General features: G+C 62.6%; 19 protein-coding genes, 1 tRNA gene, 1 pseudogene and 1 riboswitch. Of the genes and pseudogenes, 15 read left to right on the top strand and 6 right to left on the bottom strand.

Going from position 1 to position 23,860, the window contains the following annotated elements; translation table 11 throughout:
* Nucleotides 1-24: 24 nt before the first annotated feature.
* Complete coding sequence (pgi, locus tag EBQ26_RS09115) at nt 25-1,680, top strand: glucose-6-phosphate isomerase (RefSeq protein ID WP_122238705.1); 1,656 nt, start codon at nt 25-27, stop codon at nt 1,678-1,680.
* 192 nt (nt 1,681-1,872) lie between these two features.
* Here the strand turns inward: pgi and corA are convergent, their stop codons facing one another.
* Complete coding sequence (gene corA / locus EBQ26_RS09120; RefSeq protein ID WP_122238706.1) at nt 1,873-2,856, bottom strand: magnesium/cobalt transporter CorA; 984 nt, start codon at nt 2,854-2,856, stop codon at nt 1,873-1,875.
* A 348-nt stretch (nt 2,857-3,204) separates the two neighbouring features.
* Nucleotides 3,205-3,463: riboswitch (cobalamin riboswitch) on the top strand.
* Between the two features lie 213 nt (nt 3,464-3,676).
* On the opposite strand from corA, the gene EBQ26_RS09125 reads away from it, so the two are divergent.
* The 8 genes from EBQ26_RS09125 (at nt 3,677) to secB (ending at nt 10,590) form a co-directional block, all read left to right on the top strand.
* On the top strand, nt 3,677-5,719 hold the full coding sequence (locus EBQ26_RS09125; RefSeq protein ID WP_238944270.1) for a TonB-dependent receptor: 2,043 nt from the start codon (nt 3,677-3,679) through the stop codon (nt 5,717-5,719).
* Nucleotides 5,719-6,291 (top strand): DUF7676 family protein, encoded by a 573-nt coding sequence (locus tag EBQ26_RS09130; protein WP_238944271.1) that lies wholly within the window; start codon nt 5,719-5,721, stop codon nt 6,289-6,291. Before EBQ26_RS09125 ends, EBQ26_RS09130 begins: the two co-directional genes overlap by 1 nt.
* Nucleotides 6,292-6,377: 86 nt before the next feature.
* The gene (locus EBQ26_RS09135) at nt 6,378-7,220 is read left to right on the top strand and encodes an ABC transporter substrate-binding protein (protein WP_122238709.1); all 843 of its coding nucleotides are present in this window, start codon (nt 6,378-6,380) and stop codon (nt 7,218-7,220) included.
* The gene (locus tag EBQ26_RS09140; protein ID WP_122238710.1) at nt 7,217-8,209 is read left to right on the top strand and encodes a FecCD family ABC transporter permease; all 993 of its coding nucleotides are present in this window, start codon (nt 7,217-7,219) and stop codon (nt 8,207-8,209) included. The genes EBQ26_RS09135 and EBQ26_RS09140 overlap by 4 nt, the downstream gene beginning before the upstream one ends.
* Complete coding sequence (locus tag EBQ26_RS09145) at nt 8,206-9,003, top strand: ABC transporter ATP-binding protein (protein ID WP_122238711.1); 798 nt, start codon at nt 8,206-8,208, stop codon at nt 9,001-9,003. Before EBQ26_RS09140 ends, EBQ26_RS09145 begins: the two co-directional genes overlap by 4 nt.
* 161 nt (nt 9,004-9,164) lie before the next feature.
* Nucleotides 9,165-9,572, top strand: coding sequence for a rhodanese-like domain-containing protein (locus tag EBQ26_RS09150; protein ID WP_122238712.1), 408 nt, complete (start codon nt 9,165-9,167; stop codon nt 9,570-9,572).
* Nucleotides 9,573-9,694: 122 nt separating this feature from the next.
* Nucleotides 9,695-9,952, top strand: a complete 258-nt coding sequence (grxC, locus tag EBQ26_RS09155; RefSeq protein WP_122238713.1) for a glutaredoxin 3 — start codon at nt 9,695-9,697, stop codon at nt 9,950-9,952.
* A gap of 164 nt (nt 9,953-10,116) precedes the next feature.
* Nucleotides 10,117-10,590 carry a protein-export chaperone SecB gene (gene secB / locus EBQ26_RS09160; protein ID WP_122238714.1) on the top strand — a complete coding sequence of 158 codons (474 nt, stop codon included), beginning with the start codon at nt 10,117-10,119 and terminating at the stop codon, nt 10,588-10,590.
* Nucleotides 10,591-11,042: 452 nt separating this feature from the next.
* Here secB and EBQ26_RS09165 read toward each other — a convergent pair whose 3' ends face one another.
* Both EBQ26_RS09165 and argC read right to left on the bottom strand, forming a co-directional pair.
* On the bottom strand, nt 11,043-11,735 hold the full coding sequence (locus tag EBQ26_RS09165) for a MarC family protein (protein WP_122238715.1): 693 nt from the start codon (nt 11,733-11,735) through the stop codon (nt 11,043-11,045).
* Nucleotides 11,736-11,751: 16 nt separating this feature from the next.
* Entirely contained in the window at nt 11,752-12,687 is a 936-nt protein-coding gene (argC, locus tag EBQ26_RS09170; protein ID WP_122238716.1) for an N-acetyl-gamma-glutamyl-phosphate reductase, read from the bottom strand.
* Nucleotides 12,688-12,999: 312 nt separating this feature from the next.
* Here argC and sucC point away from each other — a divergent pair, with 312 nt between their 5' ends.
* From sucC to EBQ26_RS09195, 5 genes are all read left to right on the top strand, one after another.
* The gene (gene sucC, locus EBQ26_RS09175; protein ID WP_122238717.1) at nt 13,000-14,163 is read left to right on the top strand and encodes an ADP-forming succinate--CoA ligase subunit beta; all 1,164 of its coding nucleotides are present in this window, start codon (nt 13,000-13,002) and stop codon (nt 14,161-14,163) included.
* A 9-nt stretch (nt 14,164-14,172) separates the two neighbouring features.
* A complete protein-coding gene (gene sucD / locus EBQ26_RS09180; RefSeq protein WP_122238718.1) occupies nt 14,173-15,066 on the top strand; it encodes a succinate--CoA ligase subunit alpha in 894 nt (297 codons plus the stop codon).
* 295 nt (nt 15,067-15,361) lie between these two features.
* Nucleotides 15,362-17,779 carry a protein-disulfide reductase DsbD family protein gene (locus tag EBQ26_RS09185; protein ID WP_238944272.1) on the top strand — a complete coding sequence of 806 codons (2,418 nt, stop codon included), beginning with the start codon at nt 15,362-15,364 and terminating at the stop codon, nt 17,777-17,779.
* A 167-nt stretch (nt 17,780-17,946) separates the two neighbouring features.
* Nucleotides 17,947-18,372 (top strand): large conductance mechanosensitive channel protein MscL, encoded by a 426-nt coding sequence (gene mscL / locus EBQ26_RS09190; RefSeq protein ID WP_122238719.1) that lies wholly within the window; start codon nt 17,947-17,949, stop codon nt 18,370-18,372.
* A gap of 209 nt (nt 18,373-18,581) precedes the next feature.
* A tRNA-Gly gene (locus EBQ26_RS09195) sits at nt 18,582-18,655 on the top strand.
* Between the two features lie 121 nt (nt 18,656-18,776).
* Here the strand turns inward: EBQ26_RS09195 and EBQ26_RS09200 are convergent.
* The gene (locus tag EBQ26_RS09200) at nt 18,777-19,283 is read right to left on the bottom strand and encodes an FKBP-type peptidyl-prolyl cis-trans isomerase (RefSeq protein ID WP_122238720.1); all 507 of its coding nucleotides are present in this window, start codon (nt 19,281-19,283) and stop codon (nt 18,777-18,779) included.
* A gap of 141 nt (nt 19,284-19,424) precedes the next feature.
* The gene (ugpC, locus tag EBQ26_RS09205) at nt 19,425-20,486 is read right to left on the bottom strand and encodes a sn-glycerol-3-phosphate ABC transporter ATP-binding protein UgpC (RefSeq protein ID WP_122238721.1); all 1,062 of its coding nucleotides are present in this window, start codon (nt 20,484-20,486) and stop codon (nt 19,425-19,427) included.
* Between the two features lie 398 nt (nt 20,487-20,884).
* Here ugpC and alaS point away from each other — a divergent pair, with 398 nt between their 5' ends.
* Complete coding sequence (gene alaS / locus EBQ26_RS09210) at nt 20,885-23,722, top strand: alanine--tRNA ligase (RefSeq protein WP_122238733.1); 2,838 nt, start codon at nt 20,885-20,887, stop codon at nt 23,720-23,722.
* A gap of 21 nt (nt 23,723-23,743) precedes the next feature.
* Here alaS and EBQ26_RS09215 read toward each other — a convergent pair.
* Nucleotides 23,744-23,860: pseudogene (locus tag EBQ26_RS09215) on the bottom strand (IS5/IS1182 family transposase); the annotation flags it as partial.

Genomic DNA, 23,860 nt, shown 5'->3' on the forward strand with positions numbered 1-23,860 from the left:
CTTTGTTGTTGTCCCGCCGTGACCATGCGCTCCGCTCCCCCGCCCCCGCAAACGCCGCGCTGTGACCAGACCGCCGTCTGGCAGGCCTTGCAGCAGCATTTCCAACGCAACGGCCAGTATTTCGACGTGCGTCAGGCGCTGCGCAGCGATGCGGGGCGCTTTGCGCGCCTGGCTTTGCAAGCGCCGGGCATCCGTGCCGATTTCTCGCGCAATTGGCTGGACGAGGCCACCTGCGCCTTGCTCAACGATTTGGCCCGGGCCTGCGATCTGCCCGCCTCCATCGAAGCGCTGTTTGCCGGGGCGGCTCTGAATACCACCGAGCAGCGCGCCGCCTGGCATGTGCTGCTGCGCTGCCCGCAAGACTTCCGAAGCGGCGATGCCGCCACCGATGAAGCGCTGGCCCAAACACGCGCGGCGCAGCAGGCGTTTCTGCAATTTGCCGAACAGGTGCGCGCCGATCCCGGCATCACCGACGTGGTCAACATCGGCATCGGCGGCTCCGACCTGGGGCCGGCGGTGGTGGTGCAGGCGCTGGAAGCCTTCCGCGATGGCCAGGGCCATGACGGGGGCAGCTGTGGTGAGGGAAAGAGCAAGCGCGTGCATTTCGTCTCCAACATGGATGGCGACGATCTGGGCCTGAAGCTGCGCGAGCTCGATCCCGCCCGCACCTTGTTTTTGCTGGCCTCCAAATCCTTTGGCACGGCCGAGACGGTGGTCAACGCCCAGGCCGCGCGCGCCTGGGTGCTGCAAGCGCATGGCTGGACGGGCGCAGCAGACGCAGCCTCGCATCTGCCCGAGCGCTTGCCCGAGCCGTTGCGCCAGCTCATCGCCCGGCGTTTCGTCGCCATGACCAGCAACTGCCAGGCCGCGCAGGCGTTTGGCGTGCAAACCATCTTCCCCTTTGCCGATTGGGTGGGCGGGCGGTTTTCGCTGTGGTCCAGCATCGGCCTGTCCATTGCCATCGCCGTGGGCAGTGCGCACTTTCGCGCGCTGCTGGCCGGGGCGCACGCGATGGATCAGCACTTTCGCCACACGCCGTTGGCGCGCAATCTGCCGGTGCAACTGGCCTTGCTGGATGTGTGGTATCGCAACTTCCACGGCCTGGCCACGCGCTGCATTGCGCCCTACAGCCACGGCCTGCGGCGTTTGCCCGCGTATTTGCAGCAATTGGAGATGGAGAGCAACGGCAAGGGCTGCGACAGCGCGGGCCAGCCGCTGCCCATTGCCACCGCGCCCGTGGTCTGGGGCGAGGCGGGCACCAATGGCCAGCATGCGTTTTTCCAGCTCATCCACCAGGGGCCGCAAATCATCCCGGTGGAATTCATCGTGGTGCGCGAGAGGGGGTTGGGCAGCGATGCGCAGCACCGCGCCCTGCTGGCCAATGCCGTGGCGCAAGCGCAGGCGCTGACCGAAGGGCGCAGCGATGGCCCGCCCTACACCCACTGCCCCGGTGGGCGGCCCAGCACCATGCTGGTGCTCGACCGGCTCGATCCCGCCAGCGTGGGCGCGCTGATTGCGCTGTACGAGCACCGCACCTTCGTGGCCGGACGGCTGTGGGGCATCAACAGCTTCGACCAATGGGGCGTGGAGCTGGGCAAGATGCTGGCGCGCCACATCCTGGAGGGCGACGCGCCGTCAAAAGGCGGCGAGGGCGAAGGGGTGATGGCCTGGCTGCGCTGAGATCAATTCCATTTCAAAAGAAAGCAGGCCCCTTACCCATATTGCCGAAACAGGGTTGTTTTCATTCCCTTGATTGGCAATCAAGGAATTGTTTTTATAAATCAAAAGAAACAAAACATGCCGCTTTCGGCATGATGGCGCTGAAGTGGTTTTTCTTTTGGTTGGATGGATCGGGACGCGTGGCAAACCTGCTTACTTCAGCCAGCCCTTGCGGCGGAAGTACAGCATGGGCAGGGCGGCGCTGGCGATCATCAGCCCCAGCGCGAAGGGGTAGCCGTACTTCCAGCTCAGCTCGGGCATGAACTGGAAGTTCATGCCGTAGATGCTGGCAATCAGCGTCGGTGGCAGCAGGGCCACGCTGGCCACCGAGAACAGCTTGATGATCTTGTTCTGGTTGATGTTGATGAAACCGACGGTGGCATCCATCAGGAAGTTGATCTTGTCGAACAAAAACGCCGTGTGGCTGTCCAGCGACTCGATATCGCGCAGGATTTGGCGCGCATCCTCGAACTGCTCGGCGCTGAGGATTTTGCTGCGCATCAGAAAGCTCACGGCGCGGCGCGTATCCATCATGTTGCGGCGGATCTTGCCGTTCAAATCCTCGTGGCGCGCGATGCTGCCCAGCACCTCGCCGGCCTGCTCGTCGTTGACCTCGCCCGAGAGAATGCGCTGGCTGGCCGCGTCCAGCTCGTCGTAAATCCACTCCAGCGAATCGGCCGAATACTCCGCATCGGTGTCGAACAGGCTCAGCAGCACCTCCTTGCAATCCTCAATCAGGCCGGGAATGCGCCGCGCGCGCAGGCGAAAGAGGCGAAACACCGGCACATCGTCCTCGCGGATGGAGAACAGCACGTTGTGGCTGCGCAGCTCGGGGTTTTGCAAATTCATGATGAAGGCCACGCGCACGTAGCGCGGCGAGTCGTCATCGATGAGAAAGTCGCTGCGGATGTGCAGCTCGCCGTTGTCTTCCTCGTAAAAACGCGCCGATTCCTCGATGTCGTCATCCACCGCATCGTCGGGGATGAGCAGCGAAAAATGCTGCTTGATCCAGAGCTTTTCCTCCGGCGTGGGCGATTCCATATCCACCCACACGGGCTGCATTTGGGTGAGATCTTCCAGCGTCTCGATGTCTTTTTGCACGAGACGGCCATTGACCAGGGTGAAGATATTGAGCATAGGCGCGCTCCACGACGGCGGTTGCAGGGGCAGGGGTGAAAAAGGTCATTGGCGTCGCTTCCAGCCCCCTTGCCCAGGCGCGCAGAAGATCGCGCTCAGGCTCTCTCAAGCCAGCGCCTGAGCGGGCAAAACGGCTGAAAGCGACCCACTCGGGCCAGCTTCCATAACGGGAATTCCTTGATCCAAAAAGAAAAGCCGCCAGCGCGGTGCTGCGGGCGAAAGCGCAAATTATGGCATTGGCACCAGCGTCCACCAGCCAGGGCGCTGGGGCGCCCAATCCTCCTTGGGGGAGCTGAGGGCTGCGCGGCATCCTCGCTACAATCGCCCTCGCGCCTGCCACCTTGGCAGGCGTATGTTTTGGTTGCAGGTGCCGCGCTGCTTGAATGGTGGGCAGCGGGTTCAACGGGAACAGGGTGCAATTCCCTGACTGCCCCCGCAACGGTAAGCAAGGATGGGAGTGCCACGCCGTCCGGTGCAAAGCATTGCGTCGCAGCGGCAAGTCACTGAACGTGGGTCGGTTCAAGCCAACAGGCTTGGGCTGCCCTTTCGGGAAGGCGGCGCTCTTGGGCTTGCAAGTCCGGATACCGGCCTGCAATGCGATGCTGCGCGCTCTGGAGCATGCAGCTTGACCACGGTGATTGTCTGCGGGGTGGCGGACGGCAGCGGCATAGCCCAAGAGCAGTGGGCCTGGAAACAGGCGCGCGTATTGTCGGCGGGCGTTGGTGTGCGCGGGTCTGCACAGTCACGGTGGACACCTTTGATCCGTCTGTGAGCCATCATGCATAGAAAAACGCCTGTTTCCTTCCCACGCCCCGCCCGATTGTCACTGTTGGTATTGCTGGCCTTGCCTGCGTTGGCGCACCAGCCTTTGCATGCCCAGGCCCATGCCGTGGCCAGTGGCGAGAACGCCCCCGAAGCGGCCCCGGCGCTGCTGCCCGCTGTCGTTGTCACCGGCAGCCGCGCGCCCACGCCGCTGGCCCATGTGCCCCAGCGCATTGACGTGGTGGGCGAGAGTGCCATTGAAGCCACGCCTCAACGCGAGCTGGTGGACGTGCTGAAGAAAAACGCCAGTGTGGATGTCATTCAATACCCCGGTCAGCTTGCAGGCGTAGGCATTCGCGGCTTTGGCCCGCAGTTCAGCGGCCTGAACCAGCGCACGCTGTTGCTGGTCGATGGCTTACCAGCGATGACCGACAACCTCAGCACGCTGGGCACTGGTGATCTGGAGCGTATCGAAGTGCTCAAAGGCCCGGCCTCGGCGCTGTATGGCTCGCAGGCCATGGGCGGCGTGGTCAACCTCATCACCCGGCGCAGCACCGGCCCGCTCAACGCCAATCTCAGCGCTGCGGTGGGCAACTCCAAAGCCCGCGAACTCAAAGGCCGCGTAGGCGGCAGCGTGAGTGAAAGTCTGAGCTTTGACTACAGCGGCCAATGGCAGGCCGAGGGTGATATGCGCATGGGCAATGGCGAAAAGCGCCCGCATTCGGACTACAACATTCAAAAGCACGCGCTGCGCCTGGGCTTGCAACTGGCGCCGCAATGGGCACTCGACTGGCGCAGCAGCCTCTACCGAGGCAAGGACATCGCCACGCCAGGCGATATCGCTTACGGTTTGCAAAACCAGGGCAGCAAGGATTTGGATCGCTGGGGCACGCGCTTGCAATTGAAAGGCCAGATAGACGCGCATAGCGTGAGCGCCAGCGCCTATACGGGGCGTCAGAAGGCGGAGAACGCCACCGTCAGTTCGCGCTTTGACCCGCCCGGCACGGTGTACCCCTACCGCAGCTACGGTGGCACGCTGCGTTGGAGCGGTGTGCAACTGCAAGATGCTTGGCAGTGGGGGCAAGACGCGCGCCTGGTGCTGGGCCTCGACGCCGACCGTGCTCAATCCACTTCGCGCCGTTACGACAAATCGGGCAGGCAGATGGCACCCTACTCAGCCAACAGCCGCCGTCAGAATACGGGCCTGTACGTGCAGCAAAACTGGGCATTCAACCAGGGGGCGACGGTGCTCAATTTGGGGGCGCGGCACGACCGCATCCGCGTGCAGACGCTGGAGACACCCTTGCTCAATAGCTTTACTGCGGGCAAAGCGCATTTCAGTAAAACCAGCCCCAGCGCTGGCGTGCAGCAGCGCCTGGGCGGCGGCTTTACTGCGCACGCCACCTATGGCGAAGGCTTTATGACGCCTGATGCCTTTCAGCTCACGGGCGAGGCGGTGAACGTCAGCGGCGGTCGCACCCTTATCACGCGTGGTAACGCCGCGTTGCGCCCCGAATCCAGTCGCACTTGGGATGTGGGCCTGGGCTGGGAGAATCGCGCCTGGCAAGTGGACCTGACTTATTTCGACACGCGTGTGCGCGACAAAATCGTCAGCGTCAAAACCGTTGATACTCCCGCCCAGAGCTTGACCACTTACGTCAATGCCAACCGTGCCCGTATGCAGGGCGTGGAGCTGATGGCACTCTGGCGCTTTACGCCAGGCTGGTCGCTGGGCCTTTCCGGCACCCGCATGCTCAAATCCCGTGACCTGGTGGGCAACCGCTGGGTGGATGCCAACAACGTCCCGCGCCAAACTTGGCGTTTGATCCTTGAAGGCCAGCATGGCCCCTGGAGCGGTCGATTGGCGCTGCGCCATGTGGGCAGCCGCAAGGATTTGGACTGGGTCAACCCTGCCACCTACGGCCAGCAGCAAAGCTACGCGCCCTACAGCGTGGCGGACTTGAGCCTGCGCTACCAGCTCACCGGCCAGCACGCGCTGCAATTGAGCGTGGACAACCTGACCGACAAGTTCTATTGGGAGAAATTCGGCTTCCCCCAGCCTGGCCGCCAGTTCAAACTCACTTACATCTGGGATCTGTGATGCATACCGCACCCACTATGGCTGCGCCCGAGCGCGTCACCGACCGCGATGGCAGTGTCAGTGAAGTCTGGCCTCTGCCCACGGATGAGGACACCCTCTGGATGCTGTTGCAAGACGTTTTTGGCAATTGGTGGCAGCACATCCATTTTGGTGTCTGCGTGCCCGGCGCCGTCTATGAGATCAAGGCTCCCAACGCTCCCCAGCGCATGAGCCTGCTCGACGGCTATGCCACCATCGATTTCGGTCCCTGGCATTTGCACTTGTGCATAGGCACTTTCAAAGGCGTGACGCCTGAGCTGGCGCATGAGCGCCGCACCGGGCGCGCTGAGCTGTATCGCCTGCTCGACCGCAACGGTGCGCCGCGTAGCTGGGGGCTGCGCTTGTTCACCCATGCAGGGCACCAGCAATTGACCGTATTCTTGCCCAATCCTTTTCTGACCGACGAGCAAAAGCGGCTCAATCCGCCCGATTGGGGCCGTTTGCAAGCCTGGAACGAATTGCGCAGCGGCTACCTGAATTTGCCGCCTGATCCTGCCGACCAAAGCGGCAAAGGTTTTGTGTGCGGCGGCTGAGGTTTGGCCTGGCGGCAACGCTGGCAGGTTGGGCGGCTGGTTGGCTGGCCGCTTGCCAGCCAGCGCTGCCGCCCGCGGCAAGTCCAATGCCGCAGGCAGCCAGTGATTGGCCCGCGTTGGCTGCGGTGCGCCCGCAGCGCATTGTCTCGCTCAACCTTTGTACCGATCAGATCCTGTTGCAATTGGTGGACCCCGCGCGCATCGCCGCGCTCAGCCGTCTGGCCCAGCGCCCCGATAGCTCCATGCTGGCTCAAGCGGCCCGGGGCATCCCCGTCGTCAAGGGCAGCGCGGAAGAAGTGCTGGCCTTGCAACCCGATCTGGTTTTAGTGGGCACACACACCACCTTGCATACCACGCAGATGTTGCGGCATTTTGGTATCCCCGTGCTGGCGGTGCCTGGCGCTGACAGCTTTGCCGATGCCCAGGCGCAAATCCTGCTTGTGGCGCGTAGCACTGGCGATGAAGCGCAAGGGCAGCAGCTCGTGCAGCGCATGCAGGCCGCCCAGCAACGCCTGGCCGCAAGCGTTGCCGGCGAAAGCCCCGATGCTGCGCAACGCCCCGCAGCCGCTCTGTATGCCGTCAACGGCCATAGTGCAGGTGTGGGCACCATTTACGACGACATGCTCACACTGGCCGGCTGGCGTAATGCGACCGCAGATGCGGGCGTGCAGCGCTACGGTTACTTGCCGCTGGAGCGGTTGGTGGCCCAAAACCCCAGGATGCTGCTGTTGCCGCGCTACGACCACAACGCGCGTGGCGCTCAGCGCCCGTTGGAGCACCCAGTGCTCGCACAACTGGACATCCAACGCCTGGAATTGCCCTCGCGCATGACCATTTGTGGCGGGCCGTGGAATATCGCCGCCGCCGAGCAACTGGCTCAGGCGCGTCGCGCCAGCGTGGGTGCTTACTCGGACTCCGTGACCCCATGAACACCGCATTGCGTTCGATGGCGGCTGTTGCCGCCCTGGCCTTGCTCGCGCTGCTGTCGCTGGCCGTAGGCTACATCGACACGCCCTTGCCGCGCTTGCTACAAGGCGCCTGGCAGGGGGAAATCATCCCCACCCGAATCCTGCTGGACTTGCGCCTTCCGCGCACCTTGTTGTGCTTGGCTGTTGGCGCAGCGCTTGGCATGGCGGGCGCTGCGCTGCAAGGATTGCTGCGCAACCCGCTGGCCGAGCCTGGGTTGCTAGGTGTATCCAGCGGAGCGGCGCTGGGCGCTGTTATTGCGCTCTACAGCGGTTTTAGCAGCGTTTTTGTGCTTGCTTTGCCTTTGGCTGGCATGGCTGGCACCGCCGTCGCGGTGGGCTTTGTGTTTTTGCTGGCTGGGCGTCAGGCCAGCACCACGCTGCTGATTCTTGCAGGCGTGGCTGTGTCCGCCATGGCCTCAGCCCTGATCTCGCTGGTCATGAACTGGACGCGTAATGTTTATGCCTTGCAAGAAATCGTCTTCTGGCTGATGGGATCACTGGCTGATCGCAGCCAGCGTGAAGTTGCCCTGGCCCTGCCCTTTATTGCTCTGGGTATGGCCCTGCTGCTTTCGACCCGGCGCGGTTTGCTGGCGCTGGCCCTAGGCGAAGAAACCGCCCATTCCATGGGTGTCAACATCTCGCGGCTGCGCACCTTGGTGCTGCTGGGCACGGCCGCCAGCGTTGGTGCTGCCGTATCCGTCTCTGGCAGCATTGGCTTCATCGGTTTGGTTGCACCACACCTCATGCGCCCCTTCGTGCGCGGCAACCCCGCCCAATTGCTGCCGTTGGCGGCCTGGGCGGGCGCAGCCTTGTTGTTGTTGGCCGATATGGGTGTGCGTTGGCTTTATGTAGGCGGGCAGGAGCTGCGTCTAGGTGTGCTTACCGCCTTGATAGGCTCACCCTTTTTCTTGCTGCTCATCCTGCGACTGCATTGGGAGGGGCGCGCATGAGTTCCCCTGTGCAACTCCAAGCGCGACAGCTCCTGGCCCAGGCCGGGGCGCGTCGCTTGCTTGACGACGCCTGTATCCATATGGCTGCTGGTGATTTGCTGGGGATTGTCGGCCCCAATGGCGCAGGCAAAACCAGTCTGCTGCGTGCGCTGCTGGGCTGGCTGCCCCTGCGCGGCGGCCAGGTGCTGCTGCAAGGCCGCCCGCTGGCCGATTGGTCCCTGAGTGAACGTGCCCGCCGCATGGCCTATCTGTCCCAAGGGCAAACCGTACATTGGCCGATGCCTGTGCGCGATGTTGTCGCGTTGGGCCGTCTGCCGTACGGCGACGCAAAACAGCGCAGCGGGCAGCAGGCCATTGAAGCCGCCTTGCACGCCACCAGCATGCAAGACTTGGCCGAGCGCAATGTGCAAAGCCTCTCGGGTGGCGAGCGTGCCCGCGCGCTGCTGGCGCGCGCCCTGGCCGTGCAGGCCCCGGTACTGCTGGCCGATGAGCCTTTGGCTGCGCTCGACCCCGCCCAGCAATTGCATTGCATGGCTTTGCTGCGCGAACAGGCGCGCCAAGGGCAAGCCGTGGCGGTGGTGCTGCACGATTTAAGTTTGGCTTCGCGTTTTTGCAGCCATCTGTTGCTGCTCGATGGCGGTCGCACTCTGCGCTACGGTCCACCCGCACAGGTGCTGGACGACGATGCCCTGGCGCAGACTTTCGGCATCGAAGCTCTGCACATTGCCAATACAGAGCAGGCGCACTGCATTTTGCCGTGGCGTCCCTTGTCGTCCCTTGGCGGTTCAGGGTAGGCGCTTCTCGGATTGATCCGGGGCGTTTTGCACTTTGCAGGGCTTGTATGCAGGTTGAGAACAACCTCTAAAATGCCGCGCTTTTCCCCGCTGGCTGCCTGGACGCGTTGCCAGGCGGCGTTTTTTATGGGCCACCCGCCCTCACCACGGATTGCGCAGACATGGAATTTTTTTTGGATAACTGGTATTTGCTCGCTCTGGCCCTCGTCTCCGGGGCCATGTTGTTTGCGCCATCGCTGGCCGCAGGCAAGCAAACGGGCATCAGCGCAGCGCAAGCGGTGCAGAAGATGAACAAGGAAAAGGCCACCGTGATCGATATCCGCACGGCGCAGGAGTTTGCCGCTGGCCACATCAAAGGCGCGAAAAACCTGGAGTTGGCGCAGTTGGAGCAGCAATTGCCCACGGTCGTCAAAAACAAAACGGCGCCTGTGCTGTTTGTGTGCAATAGCGGCGTGAGCGCCAACCGGGCCGTTGCCGTGGCGAAAAAGCTCGGCTACGAGCAGGCGCAGCTCGTCGCAGGCGGCATGAAAGCCTGGCGCGATGCCAGTTTGCCGATCGCCACGCGCTGAGTACCCGTTCTCGGAGATTGTGAATAGGCTCTCAAGCCACACGCCTCCCCGAGCAGGCCAGCGCAAGGTTTTTTCGACTCTCTATCTTTCCCCTCTCATCCTTTTTCGCGAGAAGCCCCACCATGCCCACCATCACCATGTATGCCACTGGCACCTGCCCCTATTGCCTGCGCGCCAAGCAATTGCTCAAAGAGCGCGGCGTGCAGGCCATTGAAGAAATCCGCGTGGATCTCCAGCCCGCCGAGCGTGAAGTGATGATGCAGCGCACGGGCCGGCGCACCGTGCCGCAAATCTATATTGGCGATACCCATGTGGGCGGTTTTGACGACTTGGCCGCGCTGGACGCCCGCGGCGGTTTGCTGCCGCTGCTGCAAGGCTGAAGCGACTGGGCGCTGCGCCCCCGCCCGCGTAGTGCTGGATTGCTTGCATAATAGGCCGCACAAAGCCGCGTCTGTGCGGCTTTGCGCCGTATGGCGCGGAGGACTTTGCGGCTTCTGCGCCCTGTGGCCGTCGTATCCCCTCTCCATTTGAGAAAGCTTGCAGCATGGCTGAAGAAACCAACAACCAACTCGATCAACCCGTGTTCCAGATTCAGCGCGTCTACCTGAAAGACCTGTCGCTGGAGCAGCCCAACTCGCCCGCCATCTTGCTCGAGCAACACCAGCCCAGCGTGGATATCCAACTGGCTGTGGCCGCCAACAACCTGGTGGACGGGGTGTTTGAAATCACCGTGACGGGCACGGTGCACACCAAGATTGAAGACAAAACCCTGTTCCTGGTGGAAGCCAAGCAGGCCGGGATTTTCGAAGTGCGCAACATCCCCGAAGACCAGATGGGCGTGGTGCTGGGCGTGGCTTGCCCGCAAATCGTTTACCCCTATTTGCGCGGCAACATCGCCGATGTGATCAACCGCGCAGGCTTCCCGCCCGTGCATCTGGCGGAAATCAACTTCCAGGCCATGTACGAACAGCAACAGCAGCAACAGGCCAACGGCGCGCCGCCTGCGCCTGTGCAGTAATCCATCCTTTCAAAAGGAAAAGTGATTCATTGCTGGAATTGCCGAAATGGGGTTATTTCTTTTCCTTTTGATTTGTAATTTTTAGGCCTTTCCGTTGCGTTTGACGCTGCCGGAAGGCTGTCATGACAAAAGGCCCCAAGTTGGGGCCTTTTGTCATGCTGAGGCAGGGCGCTTTCGCAGTGTGCAGCGTGTTGTACGGGCCATTTATGCACACGCGCCCAGGAGCGCTGAAGGGAACAAGGGGTTGTGGGCGAAAGCCTGCTGTTTTTCTGAAGATTAATTCCTAACCCTTTGATTTTTATGGTCTTCAATGGCTGGGCTGGGCTGCGTAAAAAAGAGGCGATCCAGTGCCAAGCCAATATCCGCCGTGTTTTCTGGACGCTATACAGCGGTTTCCCACAAAGTTATCCACAGATTGTGTGGATGAATGCCTGGTCTTTTGCCGGAGCGCATCACACCGTGCCGTTGCGAATGGCGTCAATGAGCAGCGTGCTTGCGCCATCCCAGAAGATTTGGATACCGACGCACAGCAAGATGAAGGCGGAAAGGCGCAGGAATACGACGGTGCCTGTCTCGCCCAGCAGGCGCAGCAGATACTCGGCGTAGCGGTAGCTGAGAAACACCAGAATGGAAATGGCCAGCAGCCCGGCCATCGCGCCGACGGTGCGCACGGCGGAGACAGCGGCGCTGGGCGAGGCCAGACTCACGCCCACGGTGATGGCGGCCGAGATGGTGCCTGGCCCGCAGGTGAGCGGGAACGACAGGGGGAAGAACGCTTGTGAGCGCACCATCTCGGGTGTGTAGTTCTCGGCGATCTTGGCCGCGCGTGGCGATTCGGCACTGTTGGTGGTGAGCAAGCGCCAGCCGATGCTCATCACCAGCAGGCCGCCGCCCACGCGCACGATGGCCAGCGAGATGCCGAAAATATCCAGCACGAAAGAGCCCAGCAGCGTGGCGCCCAGCAGCAAGAAGAAGACGTTGCGGGCGATTTTGCGCGCCAGCTCCTGACGGGTTTTTTCCGACGCGCCTTCGGTGAGCGTCAGAAAAATCGGCGCTGAGCTGGTGGGGTTGGCAATGGGCAGCAGCGTCGCCAGCGTCATCAAGGCGCTGGCGCCGATGGTGCCCAGGTAGCTGTATGTGTCCATAGGCGCGGCAGTGGTCCTATGCGCGCGGCTCGGCGGGCAGCTCCAGGCCCAGCATCAGCGCCAGGTTTTGCACCGCAGCGCCGCTGGCGCCTTTGCCCAGGTTGTCCAACCGGGCCACGCACACGGCGTGCGCGTGCTGCGGGTTGCCAAAGACGCGGATCTCCAGCCGATTGCTGCCTGCCAGCGTCGTGGCGGCCAGCTTGCCGTCCTCGGTGGCTGGCTCGGCGCTGACCCAAGCGCTGCCCGCATAGTGGGCAGCATAGGTTTGGGCCAGTTGCTCTGCACTGGGCTGGCCGGGCAAGGTATCCAGGTGCAGGGGCAGCTCCACCAGCATGCCTTGCGCGAAGTTGGCCACGCTGGGGATGAAGATGGGGCGGCGCGTCAAGCGGCCATAGCGCATGATTTCCGGAATGTGCTTGTGCGCCAGGCCCAGTGCGTACAGCTCGTAGGCGGGAGCTTGCCCGGCTTCGTAGGCCTCAATCATGGGGCGCCCGCCGCCGCTGTAGCCGCTGACGGCAGGCAGCGCAACGGGATGGTCGGCGGGCAGCAGGCCTGCGTCCACCAGCGGGCGCAACAGGGCGATGGCGCCGGTGGCGTAACAGCCCGGGTTGGTCACGCGCTCGGCCGTTTGCACGGCGGCGCGCTGGGCCGGGGACAGCTCGGGGAAGCCGTAAGTCCAGCCCTCGGCCACGCGGTGTGCGGTGCTGGCGTCGATGATGCGGGGCTTGGGGCCGGGCAGGGCGTCGATCATGGCGACCGATTCGCGCGCGGCGTCGTCGTGCAGGCACAGCACCACGATGTCGGCCTGGGCCATCAGCGCGCGCTTGGCCTCGGGGTTTTTGCGCAGCGCCGGGTCGATGCGGATAAGTTCAATCCCGGCCATGCCCGCGAGCCGCTCGCGGATTTGCAGCCCGGTGGTGCCGGCCTCGCCATCAATAAAGACTTTGAACATGCGCAATCCCTTGCAGATTTTTTACGAAAAAAAGGGGCTGCGCCCAAGCGCGCCATCGGCCCGGACTGCCCCGTTGTGAGCGGTTGCGCGTTGCATATGGTTTGCGAAGGCTACAATGCGCCCGCTTGATTTGCGCCCAGGCCAAGGCCCCGCGCGCAAGCCGGGCATGATACATGAGCCTTGCGGCTTAAGGAGAGCGCTGAATCGACCCGTCCAGATGTTGTGTGGGCGGCTTGGTTGATCTGCATGTTGCCGATGTGTTCGGCGCGTCCTTAGCGCGCATTCCATTTCCCCCTCCCTAAGAGATCCCTCATGAAGATTCACGAGTACCAAGGCAAGGAAATCTTGCGCAAATTCGGGGTGCCTGTGCCCCGCGGAATCCCTGCATTCACCGCCCAGGAAGCCGTAGAGGCCGCGCAAAAGCTGGGCGGCCCGGTGTGGGTGGTCAAGGCGCAAATCCACGCCGGTGGGCGTGGCAAGGGCGGCGGCGTGAAGGTGGCCAAGTCGATCGACGAGGTCAAGACCTTGGCCGAGCAAATTCTGGGCATGCAACTGGTCACGCACCAAACAGGCCCCGAAGGGCAGAAGGTGCGCCGTCTCTATATTGAGGAGGGCGCTGATATCCAGAAGGAGTACTACCTCTCCGTCGTGACCGACCGCGCCAGCCAGAAAGTGGCCTTCATCGCTTCCAGCGAGGGGGGTATGGATATTGAAGAAGTGGCGCACAAAACGCCCGAGAAGATCGTCAAGGTCTTCGTCGATCCGCTCGCTGGCATGAGCGATGCACAGGCCCAGGAGCTGGCCAAGGGCGTGGGCATGCCCGAAGACTCCGTGCCCCAGTTCGTGGACGTGTGCAAGAAGCTCTACCAGTGCTACATGGACACCGACGCTTCGCTGGTCGAGATCAACCCGCTCAACCGCGACAGCAAGGGCAACATCATCGCGCTGGACGCCAAGTTCAACTTCGACTCCAACGCCCTGTTCCGCCATGAGGAAATCGTCGCTCTGCGCGACCTGGACGAAGAAGACCCGGCCGAGGTGGAAGCCTCCAAGTTCGACCTGGCCTATATCAGCCTGGATGGCAACATCGGCTGCTTGGTCAACGGCGCGGGCCTGGCCATGTCCACCATGGACACCATCAAACTGTTTGGCGGCGAGCCGGCCAACTTCCTGGACGTGGGCGGCGGCGCGACCCCCGAGAAGGTCACTGAAGCCTTCAAGATCATGCTGCAAAACCCCAAGGTCGAAGCCATCCTGGTCAACATCTTCGGCGGCATCATGAAGTGCGACACCATCGCCACCGGCGTCATCACCGCCAGCCGCGCCGTGAACCTGCAAGTGCCGCTGGTCGTGCGCATGAAGGGCACCAACGAAGAGCTGGGCAAGAAGATGCTGGCCGATAGCGGCTTGCCCATCATCAGCGCCGACACCATGGCCGAAGCGGCCGAAAAAGTCGTGGCCGCCGTCAAGAAGTAAGGAATTGCCATGTCGATCTACATCAATAAAGACACCAAAGTCATCACCCAAGGCATCACCGGCAAGACCGGCCAGTTCCACACCGAGAAGTGCATCGAGTACGCCAACGGCAAGAACTGCTTTGTTGCGGGCGTCAACCCCAAGAAGGCGGGCGAGAAGATTTTTGACGTGCCCATCTTCGCCAGCGTCAAGGACGCCGCCAAGGAGACTGGCGCCACGGTCAGCGTGATCTACGTGCCGCCCGCTGGCGCAGCCGCCGCGATTTGGGAAGCCGTGGAAGCCGACCTGGACCTGGCCATCTGCATCACCGAAGGCATCCCCGTCAAGGACATGCTGGAAGTGCGCAACCGCATGAAAGCCAAGGAAGCCGCTGGCGGCAAGAAAACCCTGCTGCTGGGCCCCAACTGCCCGGGCCTGATCACGCCCGACGAGATCAAGATCGGCATCATGCCCGGCCACATCCACAAGAAAGGCCGCGTGGGCGTGGTTTCGCGCTCGGGCACGCTGACCTATGAAGCCGTGGCGCAGCTCACCGAGCTGGGTATCGGCCAATCCAGCGCTGTGGGCATTGGTGGCGACCCGATCAACGGTCTGAAGCACATCGACGTGATGAAGGCCTTCAACGACGATCCGGACACCGACGCCGTGATCATGATCGGCGAGATCGGCGGCCCCGACGAGGCCGAAGCCGCGCGCTGGTGCAAGGAGCACATGAAAAAGCCCGTGGTGGGCTTCATCGCTGGCGTGACCGCCCCTCCGGGCAAGCGCATGGGCCACGCTGGCGCGCTGATCTCCGGTGGCGAAGATACGGCCGAAGCCAAGCTGGCCGTGATGGAAGAGTGCGGCTTCAAGGTCACGCGCAACCCATCGGAAATGGGCAAGCTGCTCAAGGCGCTGCTGTAATCGGTGGCGTTTGGCGCAGGGCGCGCAAGTTGTGCGCCTCACGCCAACGGCTGCTAACAGCTTGCAAAGGCCCGCTGGATGCGGGCCTTTTTGCGTGGCGTTTCATCTGTGCCTGCGCCGCAGTGAGTACAACCCCAGCGGGCGATTGCGCAAAGCCCCTGCGGCCGGGGAACTGAGCCCGGCTTTGAGGCTCTTAAAGCGCTTTCTTCTTGCATCGCTGGCATGGGTTATCTGTACGGCAGATGCAATCAGTGACAAGCAATCCATGTTTTTCAATCGGTGGAAATCCCGGGCCATGGCCGGCCTGCTGGCAGCAGCCAGTGCAATGGCCAGCGTACTGGCAGTGCCTGCGCAGGCGCAAATCTTTGAATCCAGTCGCGCCTCCAGTAGCGGCGCCGGGAGCGCTTTGGACGGCGTATTCAGCCCCGCATCGTCAGCCTTGCCGCTTGCCGCTGGCCCCAGCGTGCAAACCCCGCATGTGCGCGCCGAGCTGCTGGCACACGCCCCGGATGGGATTCGCCCTGGCGGCGTTGTCCAACTGGGCTTGTTGATGGAGCATGCGCCGGGCTGGCACACCTATTGGCAAAACCCTGGCGATTCGGGCATGGCGACCGAGCTGCAATGGCAATTGCCCACGGGCTTTACCCCCGGCGCCATCGCATGGCCGACGCCGCTGAAAATGCGGCTGGACGAACTGGCCAACTACGGCTACGAAGGGCGCGTGTTGCTGCCCGTGCCCGTACAAGTGCCTGCCAACTGGCAAGCCACAGCGCCGGATGTGGAAATCCGCCTGGATGCCACATGGCTGGCGTGCCGCCTGGAGTGCATCCCGGAGCAGGGCAGTTTGACGCTGCGCCTGCCAGTGGATGTGCCTTCCGCTGCATGGGCTGGCGAGTTTGCGCAGGCGGCCCGCGCCCAGCCCGTGCCGTTGGCGGTGCAAGGCCACGCTGCGGCGTCGGGCGACACCTTGCACGTGCGGGTGGAAGGGCTGCCGCCCGATTGGCATGGGCAATCGCTGGAAGTCTTTGCCCAAGAGCCACAGGTGCTGCGCCACGGCGCGCGTGCAGGCCACGATTGGCAGCAGCGGTGGGAGCAAGGCGCATGGCTGGCGGAGCTGCCGCTGGCCTTGGATCGCGCCGACAGCGGCCCAACCTTGCCGCTGGTGCTGAGCCGCTTATCGCAAAGCGAAGGCGGCCAATGGGATCCCCATGCCCCTGATGCCTTAGCCGGCCCAACCGGCCCGATCGGCTGGGCCATTGAACTGCCAGTAACAGCGGGCTGGCAAGGCGCCGAGCGCGCCACGTTGGCGCCTGAATTGGTGCAGGCTTTGGCGCAGCAGCGCGAGGCGCAAGAAGGGGGGGCGACCACAGGCGCTGCGGCCAGTGCAGCGTCTGGAGCTGCTGCCACGCCGCCTGCTGCCCAGCCGCTCCCTGCGACTCAGCCGCCGCTGTCTCTGGCGCAGTGGGGCGTGCTGTTGCTGCTGGCCTTGCTGGGCGGCGCAGTACTCAATTTGATGCCTTGCGTTTTCCCCGTGCTGGCCATCAAAGCCCTTGCCCTGGCGCGCTACAGCCAAAACCGCCGTTTGCAACGCCAAAGCGCGCTGGCGTATGGCGCGGGCGTGGTGCTGTCGTTTACTCTGCTGGGGGCATTGGTGTTGGCGTTACAGGCGGCCGGGCAACAACTGGGCTGGGGCTTTCAACTGCAATCGCCCTGGTTTGTAGCGGGCATGGCCTTGCTGTTCACCCTGATCGGGCTGACCCTGGCGGGTATCGTTCAACTCCACATTGGGCTGCCCGAGCGGCTGCGTAGTGTAAAAGCCGGTGGCGATCCGCATTCCCCTGTAGGCGAATCGTTCTTTTCCGGCGTGCTGGCGGTGTTGGTCGCTGCCCCCTGCACAGGCCCGTTCATGGGGGCGGCGTTGGGGGCCACTTTGACGTTGCCTGCGGCGGCCGCGCTGGCGATTTTTGTGGCGATTGGCCTCGGTCTGGCCCTGCCCTTTATGGCACTGGTGTGGTTTCCGCGTGCGCTGGATGCCTTGCCGCGCCCTGGCGCATGGATGGAAACCTTCCGCAACGCCATGGCCTGGCCCATGTTCGCCACCGTCGCCTGGTTGCTGTGGGTGCTGGCGCATCAGGTGGGGGTGAACGCCATGATCGCCTGGCTGTTTGTGCTCTGGGGCCTGGGCTTTGCCTTGTGGCTTTGGGGCAAGCGGCCTGCTGCGGGCGCTGCACTCGCCTTGCGCGGCCTGTGGTGGCTGGCGCTGGCCGTGCCGGTAGCCGTTGCACTGGCTGGTGGCCATCACCTGGGCAAAACCATCGCCGTGCAAGCCCGCCAGCCCGTTGTGACCGCTACGACTCAAGAGCCGGGCGAGCAATGGCAAGCCTGGTCGCTGCAAGAGCAGCAGCGCAGCTTGCAAGAAGGCCGCCCCGTGTTTGTGGACTTCACCGCAAGTTGGTGCATCACCTGCCAGTACAACAAAGCCACGACCTTGGCCGATGCCGATGTGCTGGCCGACTTCGCCCGGGCCAAGGTGCGCCTGCTGCGCGCGGACTGGACGCGCAGCAACCCCGAAATCACCCGCGCCCTGCACGCCCTGGGCCGCACCGGCGTGCCCACCTATGCGCTGCATGTGCCCGGGCAGCCAGTGCAAGTCATGACGGAAATCCTCGATAAAGCCGCTTTGCGTGCACAACTGGCGGCTTTGGCGCCTTGAATCACTGTGGGCAAAGGGCGGTTGCCTTTTGTTGCCTTTATTCCTGCGCATCAGCCAATGGGAGGGTGGAAAACTCCCCCACAATGGCGCCCTGCAAAGCGGCCCGCCCAGGCGGGCGCTGTTGTGTTTGTTTTTTCCCCTTTTCAAAACATTCAGGGAGGTGTGCCATGAGCTTCATGCAAGAGTTTCGTGAATTTGCCATCAAAGGCAATGTGATTGATTTGGCCGTGGGCGTCATCATCGGCGGCGCGTTCGGCAAGATCGTGGATTCGGTGGTGAGCGATCTCATCATGCCGGTCGTCGGCCTGGTATTTGGCAAGCTGGACTTCTCGAACCTCTTTATCCCCCTGGGCCAAGCGCCCGAAGGCATTGCCCCCTCGCTGGCCGCATACCGCGAAGCGGGCGTGCCTGTTTTTGCCTACGGCAACTTCATCACCATTGCGCTGAACTTCCTGATTCTGGCCTTCATCATCTTCATCATGATCAAGCAGATCAACCGCCTCAAGCGCGCTGCACCGCCCGAAGCGCCGCCTGCTACCCCCGAAGACATCGTGTTGCTGCGTGAAATCCGCGACAGCCTGCGCAAACCCTGATTGAATGGCATTCCAATCAAGAGAAATTGCGATTCAGGTGTAACTTGCCGAAACAGGGTTATTTCTTTTCCTTTTGAATTGTAATAAATCGCTCTGCAGCACCCGAAGCCCTGCATACATGGCCCTGTATGCAGGGCTTTTTGCATGCCTAGGGCCACCTGTGCCAGAGCGGCCTGCGCTTGCGTTAGAATCGCGCCCCGTTGCTTCTGGCGGGCGTCGTTCAATGGTAGGACCTGAGCTTCCCAAGCTCAAGACGTGGGTTCGATTCCCATCGCCCGCTCCAAGCCCCCAATACCCACATCCCGCATGGCTGTAGATCCCAGCTATGCGGGATTTTTTATGTCCAACAAGTGGGGTGCGTTACATGCAGCCAGCAGAGTGGGCTATGTGGGCCGCGTGGCGCGTCAATGGTGGTGGCCATGCTCGCCGTGGGCGTGGCCGTGGCTGATTTCCTCGGGCGTGGCGGCGCGGATTTCCAGAATGCGCACCACGAAGCGCACGTGTTTGCCTGCCAAGGGATGGTTGCCGTCCAAATGGGCTTGCTCGCCCTTGATTTTCACCACATGCAGCACTTGGGGGCGGCCCTGGGCGTCCGTGGTTTGCAATTGGCCGCCCACTTTGGCGCCGGGTGGCAGGCTTGCACGTGGCACCACTTGCGCCAGGCTTTCGTCGCGCACGCCAAAGCCGTCTTGCGGGGGCAAATCCACCGTCGTGGCAAAGCCAACGCTTTGGCCTTCCAGGGCGGCCTCAATTTTGGGCAGCAAGTTGCCGTAGCCGCCGTGCAAGTAGCTCAACTGCTCGGCTTTGGATTGCATGGGGCGGCCTTTTTCGTCATCCAGCCGATAGCGGATGGTGACCACCGTTTGCGGTTGCACCGTTGTGGCGGAGGGGGTGGAAGTGGAAGAAGCCATGAGAGAACGTCCTTTCGTCATGCGTTGTTGCTGCGCCGTCGCGCCGCGTTGGGCGTGTTGGCGGCTAAAAAAATCCGGCACAAGCGTGTGCCGCGCCTGTGCCGGAGTGTCGGGTTTAGAGGCCTGGCTTTGAACAGGCCCTTACGCCGCTTCGGCCTGCGCCGCAGCCTCTGCGGCGGCTTCAATTTGCTCGTCGGTGGCGCGCAGGCCTGTTTCTGCGTCGAAGAAATGCAAGCGCGTATCGCGGGGTTGCACGCGAATCACGTCGCCGGGGTGGGGTGAAGGCGCGCCTTCTTCAATGCGTACCACCATGGCTTCATCCCCGAGGCGGCCGTACACCAGGCGCTCGGCGCCCAGCAGCTCAACGGTGTCCACCTGCACTTCCCACACGCCATCGGCGGTGATGTCGATGTGCTCGGGGCGAATGCCGGTAATCAGCCCGCGTGGGCCGCCAGGCGGCGCTTTGAGCAAGTTCATCGGCGGCGAGCCGATGAAGCTGGCCACAAAGGTGCTGGCGGGCGTGTGGTAGACCTCCTCGGGCGTGCCGAACTGCTCCACATGCCCGGCGCTGAGCACGATCATGCGTTGCGCCAGCGTCATGGCCTCTACTTGGTCGTGCGTGACAAACAGCGAGGTGATGCCCATTTCGCGGTGCAGCTTCTGGATTTCCAGGCGGGTTTGCCCGCGCAATTTGGCGTCCAGGTTCGAGAGCGGTTCGTCGAACAAAAACACCTGGGGCTGGCGCACGATGGCGCGGCCCATCGCCACGCGCTGGCGCTGCCCGCCCGAAAGCTCGCGGGGGCGGCGTTCGAGCAAATGGCCCAGCTCCAAAATCTTGGCGGCTTTTTCTACTCGGCGTGTGATTTCGTCATTGGGCACTTTGGCGATCTTCAGCCCGTAAGCCATGTTGTCGAACACGCTCATATGCGGGTACAGCGCGTAGTTCTGGAACACCATGGCGATATTGCGGCGGGCAGGCTCCAGATCATTGACGACTTGATCGCCGATCAGGATTTGCCCATCCGAAATTTCCTCCAGCCCTGCCACCATGCGCAGCAAGGTGGATTTGCCGCAGCCGGAAGGCCCCACGATGACGATGAACTCCCCATCGGCAATTTCGGCATTGATACCGTGAAGCACCTGAAGGGTTTTGCCGCTACGGCCGTAGCGTTTGATGACGTTGCGCAAAGAAATGGAAGCCATGGGTGAGCAGAAAACAGGCTAGAAAAAAGAGCGGCGATCATAACGAAAGGCAACCGGGCAAAAAACCGACAGCCCTTGCAGGTCGGCGGTTTTCTGGCGCGGCCTGTGGCGGGGCGGGGCAAGAGCATCCACTGCGCGCCTACATCACGCGGCGCGTGGGCTGTGTGTGATTTTTTGCCACCAGATGGGTGCAAGATGCGGGCCTGCCGCAACTGGCGGGGCAACGGGCGCCAGCGCCAATCGCTAAAATTTGCGCGATTTGATTCAGGGCCTGTTTTTTGCTCGCTGTGCTTTGAACAGGCCTCAAGCACCAGTGCCATGCATTGCTGCGCTGCGCGATCAACAGCTTGCATGGCACCGACCGCGTCGGCCTTCGGGCCGCGTTTGCTTTTCACACCATGACCACCGACAAACCCTCCACCCCCACCTCCGTCGCTGAAATCCGCCAGAGCTTTCTGGACTTCTTCGCCGCCAAGGGCCACACCATCGTGCCCTCGTCCTCGCTCGTGCCTGCCAACGATCCCACGCTGATGTTCACCAACAGCGGCATGGTGCAGTTCAAGGACGTGTTCCTGGGCACCGACAAGCGCCCCTACGTGCGCGCCACCAGCGTGCAGGCCAGCCTGCGCGCCGGCGGCAAGCACAACGATCTGGAAAACGTGGGCTACACCGCGCGCCACCACACCTTCTTCGAGATGCTGGGCAACTGGAGCTTTGGCGACTACTTCAAGAAGGAATCCATCCTCTGGGGCTGGGAGCTGTTGACCAAGGTCTATGGCCTGCCGCCCGAAAAGCTGCTGGCCACCGTCTATCACGAGGACGACGAGGCCTACGACATCTGGACGCAAATCATCGGCCTGCCGCCCGAGCGCGTGATCCGCATCGGCGACAACAAGGGCGGCAAGTACAAGAGCGACAACTTCTGGATGATGGCCGATACCGGCCCCTGCGGCCCCTGCTCGGAAATCTTCTACGACCACGGCCCGCATATCCCCGGCGGCCCGCCGGGCAGCCCCGATGAAGACGGCGACCGCTTCATCGAAATCTGGAACCACGTGTTCATGCAGTTCGAGATGCACGAGGATGGCAGCGTCACCCGCCTGCCCGCGCCCTGCGTCGATACCGGCATGGGGCTGGAGCGCCTGGCCGCCATCCTGCAAGGCGTGCACAGCAATTACGAGATTGATTTGTTCCAGGCGCTGATCAAAGCCGCCGCGCGCGAAACCGGTTGCACCGATCTGGACAACCCCTCGCTCAAAGTCATTGCCGACCACATCCGCGCCACCGCATTTCTGGTCAGCGACGGCGTGATCCCATCGAACGAAGGCCGCGGCTACGTGCAGCGCCGCATCATCCGCCGTGCCATCCGCCACGGCTACAAGCTGGGGCAGAAAAAGCCCTTCTTCCACAAGCTGGTGCGCGACCTGGTGCAGCAAATGGGCGCGGCCTACCCGCGCCTGGCCGAGCAGGAAGCGCGCATCACCGAAGCGCTCAAGACCGAGGAAGAGCGGTTTTTTCAAACGCTGGCTCAAGGAATGGATATTTTTGACTCATCCCTTGATCAAATTTTGGCGGAGAGAAAAGCAAAAAGCATTAATTCCGAAGTAAAACTAATTTCTACATGGTGTGATGGAGTGAATTGGGGGAATGGCTATAAGTTTTTAATATCTGAAGAGGGAAAATGGTTTAATGTAAAATTAATGGAAAATATTAAAGAGGATTTTGAAAGTCCGGAAGGGTTCTTTATTAAGCGAGATTGGGCTGGATTAACCCTGCCCGGCGACGTGGCCTTCAAACTGCACGACACCTACGGCTTTCCGCTCGACCTCACGCAAGACGTGTGCCGCGAGCGCGGCGTGACGGTGGACGTGGCCGGCTTTGACGCCGCCATGCAGCACCAGAAAGACACGGCCCGCGCCGCCGGCAAGTTCAAGATGGACAAGCAGCTCGCCTACGACGGCGTGCCCAGCCGCTTTACCGGCTATACCAGCCTGAATGAAAGCGCCACCGTGCTCGCGCTCTATGCCGACGGCGCGCCCGTACAGCAACTGCAAGCCGGGCAGCACGGCGTGGTCGTGCTCGACACCACGCCCTTCTACGCCGAAAGCGGCGGCCAGGTGGGCGATCGCGGCCAAATCACCACCGCCAGCGGCGCGGTGTTTGATGTGCAGGACACGCAAAAAATCAAGGCCGACGTGTTCGGTCAGCACGGCGTGCTGCAAAGCGGCAGCCTCAAAGTGGGCGATGCGGTGCAGGCCGCGGTCAATGCCGAGCTGCGCGCCGCCACCACGCGCAACCACAGCGTGACGCACCTGATGCACAAGGCCTTGCGTGAAACCCTGGGCGAGCACGTGCAGCAAAAAGGCTCACTGGTCGATGAGGACAAAACCCGCTTCGACTTCGTGCAAAACGCTCCCGTCACGCAAGAGCAATTGCACCGCATCGAGCAATTGGTCAATGCCGAAATCGTGGCCGATGCGCCCACCGTCATCCGCGAAATGGGCATCGAGGACGCCAAGGCCAGCGGCGCCATGATGCTGTTTGGCGAGAAATACGGCGACGTGGTGCGCGTGGTCGATATTGGCGAGAGCCGCGAACTCTGCGGCGGCACGCACGTGCAGCGCGCCGGGGAAATCGGCCTGTTCAAGCTCGTCATGGAAGGCGGCGTGGCCGCTGGCGTGCGCCGTGTGGAAGCCATCACTGGCGCCAAGGCCCTGGCCTATGTGCAGCAGCTCGAAACCACCATGGCCCAGGCCGCCCGCACCCTCAAAGCTCCGCTGCACGAGTTGCAAGCCAAGCTGGAGCAGCAGCTCGAACATGCCAAGGCGCTGGAAAAGGAAATCGCCGCCCTCAAAGGCAAGCTCGCCTCATCCCAAGGCGATGAACTGGTGGCGCAAGCCATCGACGTAGGCGGCCTGAAAGTGCTGGCCGCCCAGCTCGACGGGGCCGACGCCAAGACCCTGCGCGACACGCTGGACAAGCTCAAGGACAAGCTCAAAACCGCCGCCATCGTGCTCGCCGCTGTGGACGGCGGCAAGGTGCAACTGGCCGCAGGCGTGACCAAGGACAGCGTGGGCAAGCTCAAGGCCGGCGAGCTCGTCAACTTCGTCGCCCAACAAGTGGGCGGCAAAGGCGGCGGCAAGCCCGACATGGCCATGGCCGGCGGCACCGACGCCGCGGCCCTGCCCGCCGCGCTGCACAGCGTGCAGGGCTGGGTGGCGCAAAAGTTGGCTTGAACCTGCCGTGGCTAGAGCGTGTTATGAACTTTGAGCCAACCGAATCAACGGCATGGCATTGGGCAGCATGAGAATGGCAAAGACCACGAAGTGCAATCCCCCCAGTACGTCTGGCAATCGCTCGTAATCACGAGACAA

The organism is Allofranklinella schreckenbergeri (assembly GCF_003703475.1).
Taxonomy (GTDB): Bacteria; Pseudomonadota; Gammaproteobacteria; order Burkholderiales; family Burkholderiaceae_C; genus Lampropedia; species Lampropedia schreckenbergeri.